The organism is Streptomyces pimonensis, assembly GCF_041380215.1.
Classification (GTDB): Bacteria; Actinomycetota; Actinomycetes; order Streptomycetales; family Streptomycetaceae; genus Streptomyces; species Streptomyces pimonensis.
In genome coordinates, this window is record NZ_JAHWZY010000013.1 from 1 (window position 1) to 21,789 (window position 21,789).

Genomic DNA, 21,789 nt, shown 5'->3' on the forward strand with positions numbered 1-21,789 from the left:
AGGTACGCCAAGGCATACCTAATGACGCTTTTGATTTGCTGTCGCTACCGAGGCAGCCGAGAGAGCATCTGCGCGAGCTCGTCAGGGAACTCTGACAAGTGCGGCTCGGCACAGTACCTCACGGTGCAGGCGGCAGAGAGCAACTCCATCTCCGAGTAATCTCCGCTTGACAGCATTCTCGCAGACATTCCCAAAGGAACCATGAAGTCCGACTGAGCGCCGTCCGATAGCGAATCGAGAAGATCGGAATCCTCTGAGAGGGCGAACTCCACGATTGATTTGAGGGCACCCTTCAGTTCGGAGATATCCACATTTCTGGAAATCTCTATCATGTCTTCGTATTCGGCGAAACCGAAGCGATTCACTCGGAGGTGCTGCCTACTCACATCATTTCCCTCAGTAGCTGATTCCCTGGTGATCCAGCCTAGGTTGACAGACCAGTGAACATGGGCTGGCGGGGGTTCCGTGGGCGCCACCCGGCGGAGAGTTCAATCCTCTCACCTTCACCACTTCGAACGTCCCGCCTCTGAGCCCAGCGGCACCCTCGGCGGCCTCAGCCTGAATGAGACACATCGTCTCTGCGCATCCCGCATGGTAACGGCCATCTTCCGGCGTGAACCGCCGAACAAGGGAGTCCACTTCCCCGCCAGGAGTTGGAATCAGATCATGACCTGAATGACCGAAATAGGTTCGCCCTGACGGAGAGGTGTATTTCGCCGCAAAGAACGGACCGTCTGCCTTGTTGAACCCCGGGCGCAGACTGTCTGCGTACTCCGCCAGCGATGTGTTGCAGTTGTGAACGAGGACCGGCGTGGCCCCCGCCAGCACATAGTACGTGTGCGTGCCGGGCGGTCGTCACCTGCATTTTCGCTGGTCAGCGAGTTCCGGCCGGTCCGTGGGTGTGCGTGGAAGTGCCGTGTTGTGCGCCTGTGTTGCCGTCGGCGTTGCCGTCAGACGGCTACGCGTGTGAGGGCGGTGGAGTGGGCTTTGGCCGGTGTCCTGCCCGGGCTGGGGTCGGGCATGGTCAGGGGGCCGTACGCTGGCCCGGCAACTCGGGCAGGTCGTGATCCTGCCCGGAATTTGAACGAGTGGCCCCCTGGCCTTGCCCGACGCGGGCCCCGGCCCGGGGAGGTGGGTAAAGCCCACGGAGCCGACCGGCCCCACCTCCGGGCCTCCGCCCCGGCCAACTCCCCGCCGTCGCTTTGCCGTCGGCCTGGCGTTCGCCGTGCGGGCGCGTCCGCCTTCTCCTCGCTTCCGGCACAACGCTGTGCTGTTTTTGCGCGGCCTGGTCGCTGGCCGGCCCGCGGTGGCGGAGCCGAGAGCGGGCCGGATGGGCGGCCGTGCCGCGCGCGACCCGCGTCAGCGGGTCGCCTTGAAGACGTAGAGAAAGTTTGGACGCATCCCGCTTTGGCGGTATGCCCTGGCTGTCGGTTGAGCGTCCGGCAGGGCTGCTGGCCTGGCGCGATGGCCTGTGGGGTGTGGGTCCTGTTCCGGCTGGCGGTGGTGGTTCTATTCGGCTCGGGTGACCTTGGCGTGGTCGGTGAAGACGCGTCTGAACAGGTCGTGGCCGGTGCGTCCGGTGTGGCGGAGCGCCCAGTCCTGTGCGGCTTCCTGCTCGGCATGGGGTCCGGATTCGGCTCCGCAGCCGCCGGTGACGCAGAACGCCTCGTAGGTGATGCCGCCTTCGGGCGCGTGGCGGATGGTGTGAACGATGTGCCGGTATACCGCGCGGGTGCTCACTGGTGCCCCTCCGGGTGACGTCGCATGTAAACGTTGCAGTCGCTGACAGTGGTCATGTCGCCGACCACGCGGGCCCGGTCGCGCACGTTGGCCAGTTCGGCACAGCCAGCGCAGCCTTCGACGGGCGTCGGCTCCAGTTCCAGACGCAAGGGCAGTTCGACCGGCGGGGTCGAGTACCTGGTCGGCTCCGTCATACACATCGCCACCTCTCGAACATCACATGGCCGACCTCTTGACAGGCCGGTGCTCTAGTTCAGTATTCGAGTGGCCGAAGCGCTCCCGCTACGGTTCGTAGTGCACTAGTGTGCTCCCACTGACATCACGTCAACTCAACGGAGGGCACACCTTATGCCCAGTCCCAAGACGTTCACGAAGATCGCGGATCACTTCCGGGAGCGCATCCTGTCGGGAGAGCTTGAGCCCGGCGCCAAGCTGCCGACTAACCGGGAGATCGCCGGGCAGTGGCAGGCCGCAGCCGCCACCGTCTCGCGGGCCTTGCAGGCTCTCCAGGTGGAGAACTTCATCCGCACTACTCCCCGGGGTACCTACGTCGCTGATGACCCGCGCTGGACGCTGTCGGCGCGGGACAGGCTGGCCCGGGTCCAGCGGGTGAAGTCGTTCCTGGCGGAGGGCGAGACGAGCCGGGTGACGGCTGCCGAACTGATTACGCCGCCGTTGTACGTGGCAGAGATCTTCGATCTGGAGGCCGAGGATCAGGTGGTCCGACGCGAGTGGCTGGCCGGACGGGGCAAGACCCGGACCGTGTTCGCCGTGACCTGGTACCCGGCCCCGTTCGCCGCCCTCGTGCCGGACCTGCTGAACACCGCCCCGGGCCGCAATCACGGACTGTCCGCCCGGGTTCTGGAAGCCACCGGGCGCACGATCACCCACGCCCGCGACGACATGCACGCCCGCCCCGCCGACGCCCGCGAAGCCAGCGCCCTGGGTCTGCCGGTCGGCTCCCCGATCCTGGCCGGCGCCCACCGCTGGTCGGACGCGGAGGGGATCATCGAGTACGGGGAGTGGTGCCTGCCGCCCCGGTTCACCATCGGCTACGAGTACCAGCCCTGACCGATCGAAGCGAAGCGTCCCCGAAAGCCAGCCTGCGGCCTTCGGGGACGCTGTCGTTCACGTGTCCGCCTCAGTCCGCGTCGCGGCCTTCGAGACGTTCGACGCGTTCCTCCAGCTCCTCGATCCGCTCCAGGGCTCGTTCCAGCTTGTAGGTCAGATCCGCTACTCCGGACGCCGCCGGGAACTCGTTCTGCGGAGCAGTCGACGGTTCGCCCGACTGGTCTGCCGGCTGCACCGTGACCGGCGCTTCTGTGCCGAACTCGCCCCCCACGACGGCATACGCCATCGACCCGTTCCGCTGGTGGGCCTTCTTCATCCTGCCCTCCAGGGCGAGAAAGGTCAGGGCCTGGTCTGCGGATTCCGGGTCGCCGCCGATCATTTCGACCACGTCGTCCACGGTGACCCTGGCTCCCCTGGCCAGTGATCCGTCCCTGATCTTGCGGACCAGGCGGCCGTGGATGAGCTGAGTGGCGAAGCCGTGGTCGTCCCAGTCACGTACGTAAACCTCATCGCCGGGCAGCTCGCCGGGGAAGCGCAGGAGGAAGTTGCCCGCCAACAGGGCGATAGCGTTGGTGACCACGTTGAGCGGCACCGCGTAATGCTCCGCCAGGACCTCGCGGGCGGGCAGCCTGGCACCGGGGGCCAGAGCGCCGGAGTAGATCTGCTGCTGGAGATCGCCGGCGACCTTCTCGAAGGCGTCCTCGAAGTCGGCCGAGCGCGTGACGAACGTGCCGCGCCCCTGGCGCGCGATGACCCAGCCCTCATTCCTGAGCAGCCGGATCGCCTTCTGCACGGTCAGGCTCGACGCCTTGTAGGTCTGCATGAGCTGGCTCTGCGTCGGCAGGAGCTGACCGGGCCGTAGCTCGCCGTCCCGGATCTGCTGCCGCAGGTCGTCCGCAATGCGTTCGAACGTCAAGCGCGCTTCGTCAGCAGCAGCCATGTCCATCCCTGGTCCCAGTCCGATTCCACCCGTCGCAGACCGCCCGCTGACTGTCGTGTTTCACCAGCTCAGCGGCCTCACGGGGTCAGGGTAGCCGCCTGATGGATGGACCACCGCAAGAATGGATGGAACTCAATAGGGATGGAATTCGGATGGAATGAAGGTATGGTTGCGGCACGCGATCACCCACACGGGTGACTTGCACCCCTCTACCTGGAGGTTTGCCGTGAAGACCATGCCCATTGACCAGTCCCAGGCCCTGGTGATCCTGGCCTCCGAGTCCCGCCCGCACTTCAAGGACCGCGAAGGCCAGCAGCCCGCGATCGACCGGCCCACCGGCGCCCACCTGCACCTGGTGGACGTGATGTTCGCCTTCAACGGCCGCGCCGAAGTGATCACCGTGAAGGTCCCGGAGCCCGGTCTCGGCAAGGGCCTCAAGGTCGGCCTGCCGGTCGTCTTCACCGGGCTTGTCGCCTCGGCCTGGGAGAACGAGATCAACGGCAAGGACCGGCACGGCATCTCCCTGCGCGCCGACGCCGTCACTGCCAAGGCGGGCGCCTGATGACTGGGAATCCCCTTGGGCTCGCGCTCATGGCCGTGGTCGGCCTCGGCGCTTTCGGACTGCTGGGCCGGGCCGGGTTCTGCTTCGCCCGCTGGTACCGGGCCGATGCCGAGACCCGGGTCAGTCTGCGGCAGGCGCGGCGGCTGCGGTGGGGCTGGAAGCGGCTCGCCCCGATGCTGGGCCTGGCGGTCAAGGACGCCACCCCGACCGTGCTCCAGCAGTACGGCCCGCAGGACCAACCGACCAAGCCGCGCGTGCTGGTGCCACGCCTGCACACCCGCGCCGACGCCTTCGGCGTCACCGTCAGCGCCGATGCCCTGCCGCAGGTCGGGCTGAGCGCCTGGCAGGAGGCCAGCGAGGGCCTGTGCGACGCCTGGGGAATGCGGCGCATCCGGATCAGCCAGCCCAAGCCCGGAGTGATCGTCGCGCGCGGCTTCCGGCGGGAGCCGTTGGAGGCGGTGATCCGCTCACCACTGCTCGGCCCGGACGGCTCCCCGGTGTGCCGACCGGGGCAGTTCGTCTCCACCGATGACGTGCTACTCGGCTGGGACGAGGACGGCACCCCGATCGTGCTCAACCTCGCCTACTCCGCCCACGCCCTGGTCGCCGGCCTCACCCGCTCCGGCAAATCGATCACCGTCAACACCCTGCTCGCCTACGCATCCCTGATGGGAGACGTGCGTCTGATCGTGATCGACCCCAACCTCGGCGCGGTCGCGCCCTGGTGGCGTACCGCGTACAAGGTGTCCGACGCCATCCACCCCGATGAGCCGACCGAGATCCTGCGGTGGGTGCGCGAGGAAATGCAGCGTCGTGAGCGGCTGTTCTGGTCCGGTCGCACCGACCGCATCACCGACTTCAGCCCCGAGCTGCCGTTGCTGCTGGTGGTGATCGACGAGGTGGCGAACTACACGCGGCACCCGGACCGCAAGGCCCGCGAACGCTTCGAGGCCGAGCTGCTGGCCATCGCCAGCCAGGGCGCCAAGTTCGGTATCCGGCTGTGGCTGCTCACCCAGAAGCCCTCGGCCGACGTGCTCACCACCGCCGTACGCACCAACCTGTCCGCCCGCATCTGCCACCGCGTCGACACCGTCGAGGACTTCCTGCACCTCTTCCCCGACGGCCGGGACCTGGACATCACCGCCGCCGACCGCACCATGCCCCAGGGCGTGTCCATCGCCTCCGTCGGCGACATGCACACCCCCGTCCGGCTGCGCTCGGTCTACCTGCCCACCGAAGCCTGCTGGCAGATCAACGACCTGATGTGCGCCGAAGGGCTGAAAGTCCGCGAGCTGCCCGACCGCGTCGACCTGGACAAGGCCGCGTGACCGCCGCCTCCTGGTCCCGCTTCGCAGTGATCCCCGGCAAGGGCGTGTAGTCGCCAAACCCTCGCCCCTGCCGGGGCCTCCCTCCCATACCCGTTCACGGCACACGCGTGTGCCGCAGTGCAGAGAGGTCCCGCCAGCATGCCACCGCACGACCCGACCACCACAATCCCTCGACCTGAACCGGCCGCACCCGCGCTGCCCACGTTCACCGGGTACCGCGACCTGCTCGGCGTGCTACGGCAACTGTCATCCCTGGGTGGCTGCGCCCAGCCGATTCGGCTCGAAGGCCAGCGCACAGAGATCGACGCCTTCACCGGCGAGATCCTGCGCGAACTGAAATCCAAGGAACTGCCCGCCGGGCACCTCCTGGTCCGCTGTGGCAACCGCCGCACCACCCGCTGCCCCTCCTGCGCCGAGCTTTATCGCCAGGACACCTACCACCTCATCGCCGCCGGCCTGCGCGGCGGCAAGAACATCCCCGAACAGGTCGCCACCCACCCCCGCGTCTTCGCCACCCTCACCGCGCCCTCGTACGGCCCGGTCCACGGGCGACGCGTGGGCGGCTCCGCCCGCTGCCGCTGCGGACGCACCCACGCCAAGGGCGACCCGCTCCTCGGCACCCCGCTCGACCCCGAGCGGTACGACTACACCGGCGCCGTGCTGTGGAACGCCCACGCCCCGGCCCTGTGGGCCCGCTTCATGCTCCACCTGCGCCGCACCATCGCCGCCGCAGCCGGTGTCCCACAACGACTGCTCTCCAAGGTCGTCCGCGTCTCGTACGCCAAGGTCGCCGAGTACCAGCAGCGCGGGCTGATCCACTTCCACGCCGTGATCCGCCTCGACGGCCCCGCAGGCCCCTACACCCCACCACCCGCATGGGCCACGCCCGAACTCCTCACCGACGCCATCCGGCTCGCGGCCACCCATGCCCACATCGACGGACCGGAGATCAACGGCCGCTCCCGCTCCTTCGCCTTCGGCAAGCAGATCGACACCAGGATCATCCGGTCCACGGCCTTCCAGGCCGGGACCACGATCACCGAGGGCAAGGTCGCCGGATACGTCGCCAAGTACGCCACCAAGGGCACCGAAGCCGCGACCGGCACCCTCGACCACCGGCTGAAGAGGATCACCGACCTCTGGTTCGAGTCCGTACCTGAGCACGCCGCCCGGATGATCCGCACCGCCTGGGCCCTCGGCAGCCGAGACGACCTCAAGCACCTGAACCTGCGCAAGTGGGCCCACATGCTCGGCTTCCGCGGCCACTTCTCCACCAAGACCCGCGCCTACTCCACCACCCTCGGCGCCCTCCGGGCCGCCCGAGCCGCCTGGCACAGCCGCCACACCCCTCTGCCCTCCCCGACCACCCTCGTCATCGCCCACTGGGCCTATGACGGCACCGGCCTCACCCCCGACCTCGAACGCCTCGCCGCACTCATACACGGCGGCCCGACACGCGAACAGGGAGTGACAGCCGGTGCGTGACGACGAACTCCTCACCGTCCCCGAGGCGATGGCCCGACTCAAGATCGGCCGCTCCGCCCTCTACGACCTCCTGCGCACCCGCCGCCTCGCCTCGCTGACCATCGGCCGCGCCCGCCGCATCCCCACCCACGCCTTGGACGACTACGTCCAGCGCCACCTGGAAGAAGCCGCCCGATGACCGCCCCCAAGCGCAAGAAGGCCCGCGCCAACGGCGAAGGCACCATCTACCAGCGCAAGGACGGCCGCTGGGAAGCCGCTGGCTACGTCCTCGCCGCCAACGGCACCCGCAAACGCGTCCGCGTCTACGGCACCACCCGGAGAGAAGCCGCCGACAAACTCGCCGAGAAGATCGCAGACAGCAACCGCGGACTGCCCGTCGCCACCGCCGACAGCACCGTCGGCGACTACCTCACCTACTGGCTCGACAGCGTCGCCGTCCACCGGCTTCGGGAGAACACCCACACCCGCTACGCCGCCTGCGTCCGCCTCCACATCATCCCCGGCCTCGGCACCAAGAAGGTCGCACGCCTCACGGCCAAGGACGTGCGCACCTTCCTCGACCGGCTCCGCACCACCTGCCAGTGCTGCACCCAGGGCCTGGACACCGAACGGAAGAGGTGCTGCGCGATCGGCGAGTGCTGCCAGAAACGGTTGTCCCCCTTGACCGTGACCTACGTGCACTCGGTGCTCAAGTCGGCTCTGGAACACGCCGTCCGCGAGGACGAGCTGCCGCGCAACGTCGCCCGGAACGTCAAAGCCGCCACGCCCCGGCCCAGGCGCTTCCGGCCCCTGACTGCGACGGAGGCTCGTCAGTTCCTCGACGCCGCCCGCACGGACCGGCTCCACGCGCTGTACGAACTCGCGCTGCGCACCGGACTCCGCAAGGGCGAACTCCTGGGCCTCCGATGGGAAGACCTCGACCTCACAACCGGAACGGCCAGCATCCGCCGCTCGCTCCAGCGCACCCGCACCGGCGGCCTCACGCATCTGCCCACCAAGACCCGGGCGTCTGAGCGCCGTATCGCGCTCCCGACCGAATGCCTCCACTCCCTCAAGGAGCACAAACAGCAGCAGGACAAGGAGCGCGGGACAGCAGGGTCAGCTTGGCAGGACAGCGGCCTCGTCTTCACCACCCCTACCGGCCGGCCTCTCGACCCGGCCAACCTCACCCGCCGCTTCCGCAGCTTCCTCGACCGGGCCGACCTTCGCCGCATCCGCTTCCACGACCTCAGGCACTCGACCGCCACCTTGCTCCTGGAGCAGGGGGTTGAGCTGGTCGTGATCAAGGAACTCCTCGGCCACGCCCACATCGGCGTCACCGCTGGCGTCTACGCCCACGTCCGACTCCGCCTCCAACGCCAAGCCATCGACACCCTCGGCAACACCCTCGGCTCAGCGGACGACGGCCCCGAAGACCCACCCGCCGCAGCCGTCGTCCGCTGACGTTGCCGTCACCGTTGCCGTCAAGACGCCCAGAGGCCGCCATCGGGATTAGCCGATGGCGGCCTCTGGGCTTGCCGCATGCTTCCTACCCAAAGACTCTCTGTTATCCAGAGCCAAGGGCCGTCACCCGGAGTGGGCTAGCGCATCAGGAACGAAATTCGCGAGACCACGAATTCTCCGTAGGAAAATTCGTGACCCAGCTCTACGAATCTCGCATACAAATCATTGTCGATCTCACAAGAATACTCCATGAGGAATCTCAGGAGGACCCTAAAGGCGAGTTCTGGGCAGATATCCGAGGCGCACACCCTCAGCGCCGATACGGCGCCCGGGATACTTGCCATTGGATTGTTCGTGATCGCCTCATCCAGAGCAGGCTCAAGCCCGTCGATTTCCGCGACAACCCTGCCCGTGAAGGCACCGTACGCGCTTTCACCGACTTCGAGGTTTGCGTGTACGTCGGCTTGAGCGAGGCCCCTTTCGCAGATATCTGCAACTTCCCGGAACCAGTCCAATCCACTGACCGAATCGCCGTTGAGGCGATGATAGGAGCCAGTTGCACATTCCCAGAGGGTGGCAACAGTGCCAGCTTCACCACTGGCTGCCAGCCTGAGTGCATCCTCGGCGAGCGCTAGCGCGAACGGATCTGACGTTTGGGCGACGTAGCTCATGACCACATCGCGCGCGCTCCCCGATAGCCTCCAGTCTTGATGGAACATAGAGGCTAGATGCGTGATGCCGAAGTCATCCTCGGTAAATCTGATCCCCACAGAGAACACCTATCTCGGGTATGCGGTCGACACGTAATATCCCCCCGGGTGCCCAGCCGCACGCTGAAGGATTATTGTGTACGCGTTACTTGTGGGGGTAATACTTCCGCTCGCATCAGCCCTCACCCCAATTGGGTTATTGGCGCCGAATCTCCCCTTGATTTCAAGCGGTCCTACGCCACCACCTCGAAGCCAGTTACCGATGCGCTTCTGATTTGACGCGATACCGTAGTCGACGACTTGCTGGGCAGTCTGAAGATCAGTAAAGCGAGACTTCACTCCCGAGGTTTGCGCCATCTGAATGAGCCGCTGATCACTTACATTCACATGCTCGTCGAGAACGTGCGCAGCAGGGAATCGAGCGTCATCAGCAGTCAGGTTGTTGCAGTTGTGCACCAGGACCGGAGTTGCCCCCGCCAGCACATAGTACGTGTGCGCCCGGTCCACCGTCAGGTTGTGGACTGCCGTGGTCTGGGTCCACGCCCGTACCGCCGTCAGTTCGACCTTCGTGCCCGAGCCCGTGCTCAGCCACTGGCCCGGCTTCAGGTCGCCGGCGTCCAGCCACTCCTTCAGGTCGGGGACCCAGAAGGGGTGGCCCTCCGTGGCGGTCAGGACGGCTGTCGCGTCGCCGGCGGCGCCGTCCGTGTCGATCGTCAGGTCGACGAGGTGCTTCTCGCCCTTGCCGGTGATCGTGGCGGTGACCTTCTCGGACGAGGTCTCGTTTGTCGTCGGGTCGGTGGCCTTCACCTCGTCGCCGACGTCCACGTCCTCGATGGGTTTGCGGCTGCCGTCCGCCATCAGGACCAGCGTGCCCTCGGTGAAGCTGTTGGCCGAGGCCAGCATGTCGGCCCCGTCCGCGACGCAGGACGTGTACTCCACCGCGGTGTCCAGCTTGTCCGCGGCCTCCGCGATGTCGTCCCCGTACTTCGCCGCCGTGGTCGCCATGCGGCTTGCCTTGGCCGCGCGGACCACGCCGGCTCCCGCGCCGCCCGCGAGGGCACCGGCCACCGTGGCCGCCGCCCAGGCACAGGCCTCCATGTCGCCCTTGGTGAGGCAGTTCTTGAAGTCGTTGAAGCCGGAGGCCTCCTTCGCGAACTCCAGGCCCGCCTTCAGGCCGTCCCTGATGTAGGGGGCCGCCGCGCGGGCGAACTCCGTCGCGGCCTGGACCGCGCTGGAGACCGTCTCCACGACCTCACCGGTCGCCGCGACCGCCGCATCCCGCAGGTCGGTCGCTGCCTGCGCCGCGTCCGCGATGACGTTGCGGGCGGTGTCCACCACCGCCGCGGGCAGGTTCGCCGCCGCGGACACGATGTCCTTCGTCACCGATATCAGCGGTTTCACCGCCGCCGCTATCTCCGGCAGCGGGCTGTGCTGGATCGCGTAGGAGACGGCTGCCTTGGCCTTCCTGGTGATGGCCTTCGCACGGACCACCGCGACGCGCTTGGCCTCCGCCGCTTTCTCGCGGGCCCACGCCGCCGCCGATTTCGCCGCCGATATCGCCTTGCTCGCCACCCAGCTGACCGCCGAGGACACCTTCTGCGCGACCGAGCGGATGGCCGACTTGGCCTTGCGGTAGATCCAGCCGGCAGCCTCGCTCAACCCACTTCCGGCCGCCTTGAGCGTTGACTTCGCGAAGCGCCAACCGGTGGTAACGATTCCCCAGACTGAACTGGCCGTCTTCTTGAGACCGCCCTTGACCAGGTTGTAGCCGCTCTTCACCCCGTTGCCGACCCATTTAGCGCCGCTCTTCACCCCGTTGCCGACCCATTTAGCGCCGCCCTTGATGCCGCTGCCGACCTTCTTCACCCCGGACTTCACCCCGGAGGCGACCTTCTTGCACCAGCCGCAGCTCGGCCAGTGGCCGTCGGGGTCGACGTAGTCCAGCGGTGCGCCGGCGCCGTAGGTGTAGCGGTTGGCGAGGATGGAGGCGCCGCCCGCGTAGTTCACCGAGTCGCGGGAGTTGAAGGTGCCCGTGCCGGAGTTGTACCAGCGGGCCCCCATGTTCACCTGGTCGGTGTCGGGGTCGGTGTAGTCGCCCTGGTAGCCGAGGTCGCCGGACACTCCGGAGCCGGTGCCTTCGTCCTCCAGTTCCTCGCCGAACGGGCTGTACGTGGTCGTGCCGGCCAGCTCCGTCAGGTCCGAGTCCGTCGCGTCGAAGTCGCCCACCACGTCGCCGTGCGAGTCGGTCAGCACGAGCTGCGCGGTGCCGTTCTCGGAGACCGACATCAGCTCGTCCATCGGGCCGCGGCCGTAGGAGGAGGTGCCGTCGCTGACCGGGTCGGGGCTGAGGCCCGCGTAGGAGAAGTCGGTGCCGTTGCGGGAGTCGACGCGGTCCAGGGAGTCGTAGTCGTAGGAGACGTCCCCGGCCTGGAGCAGCCGGTCGAAGGCGTCGAAGGCGAAGTCCTCGGTCAGCCCGGAGCTGGTGCGGGAGGCCAGGGTGCCGCGCGCGGTGTACGTGTAGGTGTAGTCGCCGTCGGACTGGACGCGGTTGCGCTCGTCGTAGACGGCGGTCTTGTCACCCTCCCGGGTGCGGTTGCCGGAGGCGTCCCACGCGTACTCGGTGGTGTCGCCGCCGGCGGTCCAGGAGGTGAGGCGGCCGGCCTGGTCGTAGCCGTAGGTGTTGTCGGCCGCGTTGCTTCCGGTGACCTTCTTCGAGGTCAGGTGGTCGTTGTCGTCGTAGCCGTAGTCGATCGAGGTGACGGCCCGGCCAGCGCTGTTGGTCAGGGTGTCGGTGTCGATGCGGCCCAGGTCGTCGTAACCGTAGGTGCGGCTCTGTCCGGCGCCGTAGGAGACCTGGCGGAGCATGCCGGAGGTGTCGTAGGCGTAGCTCTGGCTGGTGCCGGTCAGGGAGTCCTTGGCGGTGGACAGCTGCTGCCTGGTGTAGGTGAACAGCGACGTGCCGGTGGCGTCGGTGCGACTGGTCAGCAGGCCGTCGTCGTCGTACGCGTAGCTCGCCTCGCCGGACGGGCCCTCGGCCGACAGCAGCAGGCCGCGGTCGTTGTAGGTGTAGGTGTTGTCGCCGTCGGGGGTGCCGGCGGAGGTCAGGCGGCCCGCCGCGTCGTAGCCGTAGCTGCGTTCGGAGGTGGCGGCCTCGGCGCCGGTACCGGTCTCCTTGACCAGCCGGCCGGTGTTGTCGTAGACGCGGGTCTGGGTGACGCCGCCGGGGGCGGTCGCCCGTACCGCCTGGCCCGCCGCGTCGTAGGCCGTGGTCCAGGTGCGGTCGGCGGCGGCCGGGTCGGCCTCGGTGGCCGGTTCGATCACCGACTCGGCGAGTCCGAGGGTGTTGAAGGTGTAGTGGGTGGAGTTGCCGCGGCCGTCGGTGTAGCGGGTGCGGTGGCCCGCCGCGTCGTAGCCGAAGGACGTGGTGATGGACTCGGTGTCGGTCACCGGCTCGGTCTGCTTGACCAGGCGGCCCAGCGCGTCGTAGGCGTACCGGGTGGTGTGGCCGAGGGGGTCGGTGGACGCGGTGAGGTTGCCCGCGTCGTCGTAGTCGTAGCCGATGGTCCGCAGGGAGTTGTTGTCCGGGGCGCGGTCGGACTCGGAGACGAGGCGGCCGGCCTGGTCGTAGAGGAGCGAGGAGGTGCGGCCGAGGCCGTCGGAGCGGCGGACCTCGCGGCCGGCCAGGTCGTAGCCGAACTCGGTGACCGTGCCGCTGGGCTCGGTCAGCCGGATCACCTGACCGAGGCTGTCGTAGGTGAACGACGTCTTCGCGCCGCTGGGGTCGGTCTGCTCGGTGACGTTGCCCGCGTCGTCGTAGGTGTAGCGGGTGGTGAACGCGTTCTCGTACGGTTCGCGGTCGATCTGCGTCCGGGTGACCGGGCGGTCCAGGTCGTCGTAGGTCGTCTCGGCGCGGGCGCCGGTCGGGCCGGTGACGGAGAGGACCTCGCCGGTGCGGGTGTAGGTGTACTTCCACTGGGCACGGTCGTCGCCGGTACCGGTGGGTTCGTCGCGGACGGTGACCCGGTTCAGCCGGTCGTAGCTGTAGCGGGTGACCTGGTCGAGCGGGTCGGTCGCCTCGACCACGTTGCCCAGCGCGTCGTAGCGGTACTGGGTGGTCGGGGTGACGGGCGTGCCGGCGCCGGGCGCGGTGTACGCGGCGCCCGTGGTGCTGATCCGCCGGCCCAGCCGGTTGTACTCGGTGCGGGTGACGTTGCCCAGCGGGTCCTGGACGGAGGTGGCGGCACCGTAGGTGTCCAGGCCGACGATGGTCAGCGGGCGGGTGCGCCGGACGGCGCCGCCGTCCTGCTCGGTGTCGACCTCGGGGGCCAGCGTGGAGATCTGGCGGCCCAGCGCGTCGTAGCCGTAGGAGGTGACGTTCCCGGCGGGATCGGTCACGCTCTTCGTCAGCCCGCGCTGGTCGTAGGCGTACGTCGTGGTCAGCGTCTCGGAGCCGTTGTGGGTGATCTCCTTGGTGGCGTTGCCCGCGAGGTCGTAGACGTAGTCGACCTGCTCGGGGGTGGCGCTCACCGGCCACGGCACGTGGGAGGGGTTGCCGCTGTTCTTCGTCGTGGTGACGTTGCCGGCCCGGTCGTAGGTGTAGGTGGTGGAGCGGGCCAGGCCGTCGGGGTCCGTCACGGTGGAGGCGACGCGACCCACCGCGTCGTAGGTCGTCCTGGTGACGGTCTGCCCGTTGTCGGTGGTCTCCTTGGTGAGGTTGCCGGCGCCGTCGTACTCGTTGGCCTCCAGGACGATGTCGCGGGTGGTGCCGTCGGCGTTGCGGAAGCCCTTCAGGGTGATGGACTTGACCAGGTCGTCGCCGTAGTACCGGTACTCCAGGGTGCGGCCCATGGCGTCGGTGTGCTGGGCGAGGCGGCCGGCCATGTCGTAGGCGTAGGACTGCATGACCAGGTCCTCGCCGGACCCGTCGGCGTCCTCGGGGTCGCCGTCCCAGTCGACCAGGCGCACCTCGGCGATCATGTTGCGCGCGGTGTAGGCGTACTCGAAGCGGTTGCCGTTGCCGTCGACCATGAAGGTCTGGTTGCCGAACGGGTCGTAGCCGTAGGAGGTCTCGTTGCCCTCGGCGTCGGTGACACGCACCGGGCGGCCGTGGTCGTCGAGTTCGTACGTCATCGAGCGCGGCAGGTCGGCGCCGACGACGTCGTCGATCTCGGTGGCCGTCACCACGCCGTCGGGGTCGTACGTCGTGGTGGTGCGCTGCTGGTGCTGGGCACCGGTGACGGCGTCGCCGACCTGCGGGTCTGTGGAGGACACCAGACGGGACAGCTTGTCGTACCGGTAGGTGGTGGTGACCCCGTCCGGCTGGCTGTCGGAGATCTCGGTCTCGCTGGTCCGCCGGCCGATGGCGTCGTAGGTGTAGCGGGTGACGAGGCCGGACGGTTCGGTGACCTCGGCGATGTCGCCGCTGTTGAAGTAGGCGTAGCGGGTGACGGCGCCGCGCGGGTCGGTGCTCGTCTTCAGCAGCCCGGTGGGAGTGTTGCCGCCGTCGCGGGCCGGTTCCACACCGGTGGTGTAGGTGTTGACGACCGAGCCGCCGTCGGGGTTCCTCTGGGTGAGCAGACTGCCGTTGGCGTCGTACTTGTACGTCGTCAGGTAGCGGTTGTCGGTGGCGCTGGTGGAGCGGGCGTCGCGGGTCTCGGTGGGCAGGTCGATCCGCAGGTCCAGCTCGTCCAGGCCCGCCGGGTAGGTGGTGTACGAGGTGTGGCAGTCGTCCTTGGCCCGGCAGGTGGTCTGGCGGTTGACGTTGCCCCGGTCGTCGTAGCCGAGGGTGACGGTGTCGCCGGTCTCGCTGGTGACGCCGGTCTGGTAACCGCGGTCGTCGTAGGTGTAGCTGCGGATCGCGACACCGTCGACGGGGTGCCGGATGAAGTCGGGGCTGCCGTCGTCGTTGCCCGGCGGGGTGGTGCAGAACATCGGGTCGCCGGGGTCGGGCTCCGAGCAGACCTCCGTCGGCGGGGAGGTGGACGGGGACGGCTCAGGGGTCCCGTCGTACTCGCGCACGCCCAGGCCCAGCGGTTCGCCGTAGCGCAGCAGCTGCGAGGTCAGGCCGTCGTACTCGTAGAAGTACGGCTGGCCGACCGGGTCGTGCACCTCGACGGTGCGGCGCAGGTCGTCCTCGTCGCCGAAGACGGCGGGGGCGCCCACCGCCCAGGTGCCGCCGTTGGCGTCGGTGTACTCGCTGACCCGGTCGCGGGCGGTGTCGTAGGACACCTCGGCGGCGATCCGGCCGCTGGGCAGCGTGGTCCTGGTGAGCAGGTCGGCGGCCCTGGTGCCCAGGGCGTAGTGGGCGGACACGGCGTGGGAGCCCAGCGGGTGGTGGTAGACGGCGACCTCGTCGATCGAGCCCGCGAAGGAACGGCCCTGGGCTGCGCCCCAGCCGGGCCAGCTCGCCGGGGAGCTGGGCCGGGCCGCGCCGATCTGGTTGTGGGTGAGGTTCTGCGCCTGGATCTGGCCGCCGGCCAGGGTGGCGGCCTGCTTGCCGTCCAGGTAGAGGGTCTGGGTGGCGCCGGAGACGGAGAGCACGGCGTGGTGCCACTTGCCGTCGTTGACGTTGGTGGTGGTGGCGGTCATGGGGTGGGCGGTGCCGTCCCAGAACTGGCCGCGCAACTTGCCGTCGGTGCCGACGTACAGGGTGGGCACGCCGGTGCCGGGGGCGGTGCCCCACGCCTTGTCCTGGTATCCGATCAGCGGGCCGCCGACGCCGCCGGCGATGGTCTTGAACCACACCTCGACGGCCGCGTCCCGGCTCGCCTTCAGGGTGCCGCCGGGCAGGGTGACCCGGGAGGTGGTGCCGTTGAAGGTGGCGGCGGTGGAGGGGTCGCCGGTGGCCGCGCCCGCGGCACCGAGGGTGACGTCGGTGTAGGTGCCGCGGTCCTTGCCGAGGTTGACCTCGATGGCGCTCTCCGCCGAGGTGGTGCCCGTCTCCTCGCCGAGCCGCCAGTACGACTCGGGACGCGAGTCACGGACGCCCGCCGCGTAGTGGCTGCCTGCGGTGTAGGTGTAGGCCGTGCAGCCGCCCGTGGGGTCGCAGACCTGGTCCAGGACGTCACCGGTGTAGGAGTACGTCCAGGCCAGCGGGGCGCCGTCGACCGCGTTGGTGGCGACCCGGGTGACGTGGGCGCCGGTCCAGGTGAAGGTCAGGGAGCGCTTGCTGCGCGGGTTCTCGGCCTTGGCGAGCTTGCCGCCCGAGTAGGTGTAGTTGACGACGTTGGAGGTGGCGTCGGTGATCCTGACGAGCAGGCCGGTGTTGCTGAAGGAGTACGTCGTGCCCGACTTGTCCTGGAGGGTCCAGGTGCCGGCGGTGGCGTTCCGGGTCAGCTTGGCGAACCGGCCGGGCGGCGGTGCGTAGGAGCCGTCGGGGTTCTTGCCGAAGCGGACGTCACGACCGTCCGGGTAGCGGATGACGACGTTGCCGGTGCCGTCGTTGTCGGGGGTGAGCCGGATGTCGTAGCGGGTGGTCCAGCCGGTGCCGAAGGCGAGATCACGGCGCGGGTCGAGGCTGTTGTAGGTCCGCACCAGGGTCATGTCCGGGCCGACGCCGGCCAGTGAGGCGTCGATCGCCGAGGTCGCGTAGTTGCCGACCTGCGGGTCGAACTCCAGCTCCTGCCCCTCGCTCAGCCGGGAGGTGATCTCCGGCTGCGGGACCGAGGTGAGCATGGCGATCCGCGCCGTGGTCACCTCGTTGCTCGCGTCCTTGGCGAAGCCGCGCCACAGGTAGGTCTTGTTCCAGGACAGCCGGCCGGCCGGGACGGTGTAGGCGGGGCTCGACTGGTAGGCCGAGGTGACGCAGTCGACGGGCTCGTCGTCGCCCTGCTCACAGACCTCGAACTTGTACTGGAGGGTCTGTCCGGCGGGCGCGTCGATGTCCACGGCGCTGGCCCACAGCTGCGGGCTGAGCGTCTGCGCCTGGTAGCCGTTGGGCGGGTACTGCTCCTGCACCACGGGTGCGATGTCGAAGACCTGGAGGGAGAGCCGGCCCGGGGGGACCTGCTCGTCGGTGAAGACCGGGCCGCCGGACCTGACCATGGTGAAGTCCAGCAGGTAGGAACCCGGCGGCAGCGCCTTGATGGTGGCGGTGAAGGTGGTCCTGGCGCCGTGCGCGACGTTCGTGGTCAGGTTGGCGGCGCGCTGCTGGGTGACCAGCTTGCCGTCCTTGTCGTACGCCCGGTAGGCCAGGTAGTACGCGCCGGGCGTCCAGGTCTGCCCGCCCTTGTTGGTGACGGTGACCTTGACCTGGCCGTTCTGGTTCTGCAGGACGGGCGGGTCGGGGACGGGCTGGGCGAAGGAGTAGCTCGCGTTGTAGGGCGAGTGGGTGACGTACAGCTTGGGCGGGTTGGCCGTGCCGTGCCCGGCGAACTTCTTCCAGCCGAGGGAGTCGGTGGCCGAGGCCCGCACCGACAGGCCGTAGTTGGCCTGGGTGCCGTCGACCCAGCGCTGGACGAGGTCGCGGCCGGACTTGCCGAGGTCGAACAGCTCCGAGGCTGCGGGGCAGGCGGACTTGGACTTGCCGGTCGCGATGTAGCCGTAGGCGAAGGACTTCGACGCGAGACTGCCGCCGACCGCGGGGCCGGGATAGCTGAGACCGGTACCGGCGGACCACGCCCCGGTGACCGGGTGGACCGACACCGGGCGGGCCCTGCAGGAGGCGGAGTCGTAGTTGGTGAGCTGGAGCTGGGCGCCGAAGATCTTGTGGTGGCGCAGTTCCTCGTCGAGCGAGGGGAATCCGAGGTAGGTGGCGGTCGCGCCGTCGGCGCCCTTGCCGACCTGGAGTTCACTGGTGCCGACGACGGAGCCGCCGCTCCTGACGTAGACGCTGGTCTCGGCGGACGAGGTGTCCACGGAGGGGTCGACCTTCACCGGGAAGACCCGCTCCGGGGCCCGCAGCCAGTCCGCGTCGACGGTGATCCGCAGGGCCTGACCACCGCCTTCCTGCTCGACGAGGTCGTAGGTGACGTCCTCGGAGCGGGCGGGGGCGCCCTGCTCACCGCCGCGCCCCGAGTCCTCCATGAATCCGGCGGGGATGACACCGGCGACGCGGCCCCTGGCGTCGGTCAGCTCGACGGCGCCGTCCGCGATCCGTGCCGTCAGTCCGTCCAGGGCGAGGGGGAAGTCGAAGGTCGTCGGGGCGTCGGCGGAGTGCAGGACGAGGGTCTCCTTGACGCCGCCGGCCTGGGACTCCAGCGTCAGGTCGGTGTCCGCGAGGACGCCCTCGTAGGTGACGGTGTTGCCGTCGGCGCGGCCCTGGACGCCGGCCGCGCCGCTCAGGCCGTACGACAGGCCGCGGCCTCCGGGGAGTTCGACGGTGGCCAGGCGCGCGGAGTCGGCCCGCTGGTCGATGCGTACGCCGACCGAGTCGGCGGTGTTGCGCCAGCCGTCGCCGTCCGCCCGCAGTCCCGTGTCGATGGGCTGCCAGTCCCCTTCCTCGTCCCGGTAGTTGACCGACGTCGGGGACATCTCGGTGGTCCGGGTGCCGTCCTCGTTGGCGTAGGTGCGGCTGAAACCGTCGCGCTCGGCGGGCAGTTCCTCGCTGCGCTCGGGGTCGAAGCCGGTGACCTCCGCGGCCGGCGAGTCGACGACCTCGGCCTTGTTGCGGGCCTTCCTCCCGGCCGCGGCGAGGCTGCCCTTCCTCACCGTCGTCGGGTACTTCGACCGGAGGGTCTGCGGTGGCTTGGTGTTGGTGTCCTCCTCGCCGACCAGGTGGTCCTTGCCGTCGGCGGACGCCCACCGCTGATCGGGGGCCGAGCGGCCCTGGGGGTCCTCGGGGAACAGCGGGATGCCGGCACCGGACAGCGCCAGGGAACTGGTCGCGATCACCGACGCCAGGAGGATGCCGAGGGCCATGCCCCAGCGGCTGCGACGCAGCCGACGGGACAGCAGTCTTCGGGCGACTTTCCGGTAGTCAGGCACAGTTCCCCCTCAGCACCACATGTGGGTCATGAATCGACTTATGGATCCTGCGAGTTGGGTAGGGACCCTGTCCAGACGATCACCGACTGTCCACCCGGTTGTCATGTACACGGAATAATTGTTCACCTCTCCGCTACTGCCGCGTTAACCGGGATCTGCCTAACGTCCCCCTGCCGGGGTGCGCGATCACGTCGAGCCGCTGCTCTCCCGCTCGGAATAACTGCGCTGAGCTGGAAGGACGTCCATGAGATCCACATCCGGCAGACGGCTCGGCCCTCGTGCGGTCGCGTCGCCGGCGGCGACTGCCGCCCTCCCCACCGTCTCCGTGTCGACAGCGCGCGCATGCACCGCGGACCACGTCACACGCACGACGACCACCGGCGGCGACGCGGCCGAGCCCGCGCCGTCCCCGGGGAGCACCGCCTCCCCGCACCGCCGGAAAAGCAGCCCCGACCCCACCGATGTCCTGCTCGCGGGACCGTCGCCGTACCTGCGCCGGTCCCGTTCCCCCCGCCGTCCCGTGACCCGGGGCCGCCAGATCACACGAAGTCCGGAAGGATGCTGATGAGACCCCTCTCCCGTGGACGGCTCAGCCGTCGGGTAATCGCGATCACCACCGCGGTCGCCGCGCTGCCCATAGCCATGACCACCACCTCGGGCACAGCCCAGGCCGCGGACGAGATCACCTGCACATCGACCGGTGCCCTCTACTCGGTCACCACCGCGGGAGCCCTGCTGCGGCGCGATGTCGCCGATCCGGCCGGCGCGACGGGCACGCTCCCCGCGGCCAGCACCATCGACACCGGCTGGGACCAGTACCCGCGCGTGCTGACCGCCAACGGAGCGACCTTCTACGGCATCAAGTCGGACGGCCTGTACTTCAGCCACCGCGACTCCTCGACCTCCACCTGGGACGTCCACCACCGCAAGATCAGCGACTCCTACGCCGACTACCGCCTGGACGCCAACCGCAACAAGATCAGCGCGGACCGGGGCGGCAACCTCTGGTTCGTCGACGGCGGCGGCGACCTGCGCTACGCCCGCTACATCAGTTCCACCGACACCTGGACCGCGGACAGCAACAAGAAGATCGCCTCCGGCTGGGGCCGTTACGGCTTCATCGTCGCCACCGAGCTGGGCGTGGTCTACGGAGTCGACTCGGCCACCGGCGATCTGACCCGCTCCCGCTACGACTTCACCAGCCAGCGGTGGATCGAGCAGCACCGCACGGTCAGCTGGGCGGACTGGCGCGACACCGAGGACCTCACGTCCTTCGGCGGCGACACCATCCTCCGCGTCAAGCCCAACGGGGAGGTCCGCCAGTACCGCTTCCGCGAGGACGCGGGCAACTTCGACCCCTACAACGTGCTCCTCGGCAGCGGCACGTGGTGGTCCGGCTACACCAGCGTGACCGGCGCGCCGGACGCCTGCCGCCTGACCGCGAACCACACCCCGGCCACTCCGGCGATCAGCACCGAGTCCTTCACGCCGAACAGTGTGCTCCAGATGTCCAGCGGTGAGGTCGAGTACGCCTACACCGACAACATCGGACGTCTGGTCCACGGCCGGCAGACCGACCCGACGGACTTCAACTCCGTGCAGTGGACGACCGTCTCGGGCAACGACGCCTTCTCCGGGCAGCCGCAGCTCGCCGAGCAGCCGGACGGCAGGACCGCGCTGACCGCGCAGAACGTCAACAGCGAGATCTGGTGGCGCCGCCACGCCGCGAGCAGCCCCGACTGGGGCGGCTGGGTCAACCTGGCCGGTGCGATGGCCGAACCCCCGGTCACCGCCAAGACGTCCGCCGGGGTGCTCGCGCAGTTCGCGGTGGACGCCGACGGCAAGCCCTGGTACCGCGTCCAGCAGCGGGCCAACGTCGACTTCATGGGGTGGATGCCGCTGGCCGGCGAGGGCTTCGCCGGCCCGCTCACCGCCGTGACCGTACGCAACGGCATCCAGCTCTTCGGCACCGACGCGGGCGGCACCCTGCGGACCGCCACCTTCAGCAACGGCAGCGTCGGCACCTGGACCGCCCTCGGCGACCGGGCCATCACCGGCACCCCTTCCGTCGTCGTCTACCCCGGCTACCGCCTCGGCGTCTTCGCCCGCGACACCGCCGGGCACATCGTCGGCCTCACCCAGACCGCCGAGGGTGCCGCCTTCCCCGACACCTGGTCCCAGGTCGGCGACAGGACCTTCGCCGGTTCCCCCTCCGTCGTCATCAGCCCCCTCACCGGCATCACCGAGATCATGGCCCGCGCCGACGACGGCTTCCTCTACAACACCGGCGAACGGACCCAGGGCTCCGGCACCTGGCGCACCTGGAAGCAGGAGACCTACGAAGCGGCGGCCACCGACCCCACCGCCTTCACCTACACCAACGCCTCCGGCCCCACCTGGGCCTTCACCTACCGCACCAGCACCAACCAGACCCGCCTCTACGCGGCCTCCAGCGCCCTCACCGCCTTCCGCAGCGACAGCGACGAGGCCAAGGCCGAGCCCGCCCCCGTCTTCGAGAAGCACGAGCTCCCCGCACCCCCCGCCCAGTGACCACGCCCGACAGCACGACCGGGGCCGGCACCACCA

At 69.0% G+C, this 21,789-nt stretch carries 13 protein-coding genes; 7 read left to right on the plus strand and 6 right to left on the minus strand.

Annotated elements, in window-relative coordinates:
* Window positions 1–44 precede the first annotated feature (44 nt).
* From KYY02_RS14990 to KYY02_RS15000, 3 genes are all read right to left on the minus strand, one after another.
* The gene (locus KYY02_RS14990) at window positions 45–386 is read right to left on the minus strand and encodes a hypothetical protein (protein ID WP_371238436.1); all 342 of its coding nucleotides are present in this window, start codon (window positions 384–386) and stop codon (window positions 45–47) included.
* A 1,123-nt stretch (window positions 387–1,509) separates the two neighbouring features.
* Window positions 1,510–1,740: a DUF7848 domain-containing protein gene (locus KYY02_RS14995; RefSeq protein ID WP_371238437.1), complete on the minus strand. Its 231-nt coding sequence runs from the start codon at window positions 1,738–1,740 to the stop codon at window positions 1,510–1,512.
* Complete coding sequence (locus KYY02_RS15000) at window positions 1,737–1,934, minus strand: hypothetical protein (protein ID WP_362199496.1); 198 nt, start codon at window positions 1,932–1,934, stop codon at window positions 1,737–1,739. Before KYY02_RS15000 ends, KYY02_RS14995 begins: the two co-directional genes overlap by 4 nt.
* A 154-nt stretch (window positions 1,935–2,088) precedes the next feature.
* On the opposite strand from KYY02_RS15000, the gene KYY02_RS15005 reads away from it, so the two are divergent.
* Window positions 2,089–2,811, plus strand: coding sequence for a GntR family transcriptional regulator (locus KYY02_RS15005; RefSeq protein WP_371238438.1), 723 nt, complete (start codon window positions 2,089–2,091; stop codon window positions 2,809–2,811).
* A gap of 70 nt (window positions 2,812–2,881) precedes the next feature.
* Here KYY02_RS15005 and KYY02_RS15010 read toward each other — a convergent pair whose 3' ends face one another.
* The gene (locus tag KYY02_RS15010) at window positions 2,882–3,727 is read right to left on the minus strand and encodes a GntR family transcriptional regulator (protein ID WP_371238439.1); all 846 of its coding nucleotides are present in this window, start codon (window positions 3,725–3,727) and stop codon (window positions 2,882–2,884) included.
* 259 nt (window positions 3,728–3,986) lie between these two features.
* On the opposite strand from KYY02_RS15010, the gene KYY02_RS15015 reads away from it, so the two are divergent.
* The 5 genes from KYY02_RS15015 to KYY02_RS15035 all read left to right on the plus strand — a co-directional run bounded on the left by KYY02_RS15015 (window position 3,987) and on the right by KYY02_RS15035 (window position 8,569).
* On the plus strand, window positions 3,987–4,313 hold the full coding sequence (locus tag KYY02_RS15015) for an SCO3933 family regulatory protein (RefSeq protein ID WP_202483932.1): 327 nt from the start codon (window positions 3,987–3,989) through the stop codon (window positions 4,311–4,313).
* Window positions 4,313–5,641: an FtsK/SpoIIIE domain-containing protein gene (locus KYY02_RS15020; protein WP_371238440.1), complete on the plus strand. Its 1,329-nt coding sequence runs from the start codon at window positions 4,313–4,315 to the stop codon at window positions 5,639–5,641. Before KYY02_RS15015 ends, KYY02_RS15020 begins: the two co-directional genes overlap by 1 nt.
* A 138-nt stretch (window positions 5,642–5,779) precedes the next feature.
* The gene (locus KYY02_RS15025; RefSeq protein ID WP_371238441.1) at window positions 5,780–7,126 is read left to right on the plus strand and encodes a replication initiator; all 1,347 of its coding nucleotides are present in this window, start codon (window positions 5,780–5,782) and stop codon (window positions 7,124–7,126) included.
* Window positions 7,119–7,304, plus strand: a complete 186-nt coding sequence (locus KYY02_RS15030; protein WP_047465243.1) for a helix-turn-helix domain-containing protein — start codon at window positions 7,119–7,121, stop codon at window positions 7,302–7,304. The genes KYY02_RS15025 and KYY02_RS15030 overlap by 8 nt, the downstream gene beginning before the upstream one ends.
* Window positions 7,301–8,569, plus strand: a complete 1,269-nt coding sequence (locus KYY02_RS15035) for a tyrosine-type recombinase/integrase (protein WP_371238442.1) — start codon at window positions 7,301–7,303, stop codon at window positions 8,567–8,569. The genes KYY02_RS15030 and KYY02_RS15035 overlap by 4 nt, the downstream gene beginning before the upstream one ends.
* A gap of 137 nt (window positions 8,570–8,706) precedes the next feature.
* Here the strand turns inward: KYY02_RS15035 and KYY02_RS15040 are convergent, their stop codons facing one another.
* Together KYY02_RS15040 and KYY02_RS15045 are read right to left on the minus strand one after the other, a co-directional pair.
* Entirely contained in the window at window positions 8,707–9,348 is a 642-nt protein-coding gene (locus tag KYY02_RS15040) for a hypothetical protein (protein ID WP_371238443.1), read from the minus strand.
* A complete protein-coding gene (locus KYY02_RS15045; protein WP_371238444.1) occupies window positions 9,349–19,203 on the minus strand; it encodes a LamG-like jellyroll fold domain-containing protein in 9,855 nt (3,284 codons plus the stop codon).
* 564 nt (window positions 19,204–19,767) lie between these two features.
* On the opposite strand from KYY02_RS15045, the gene KYY02_RS15050 reads away from it, so the two are divergent.
* On the plus strand, window positions 19,768–21,753 hold the full coding sequence (locus KYY02_RS15050) for a DUF8189 domain-containing protein (protein ID WP_371238445.1): 1,986 nt from the start codon (window positions 19,768–19,770) through the stop codon (window positions 21,751–21,753).
* Window positions 21,754–21,789: the final 36 nt, after the last annotated feature.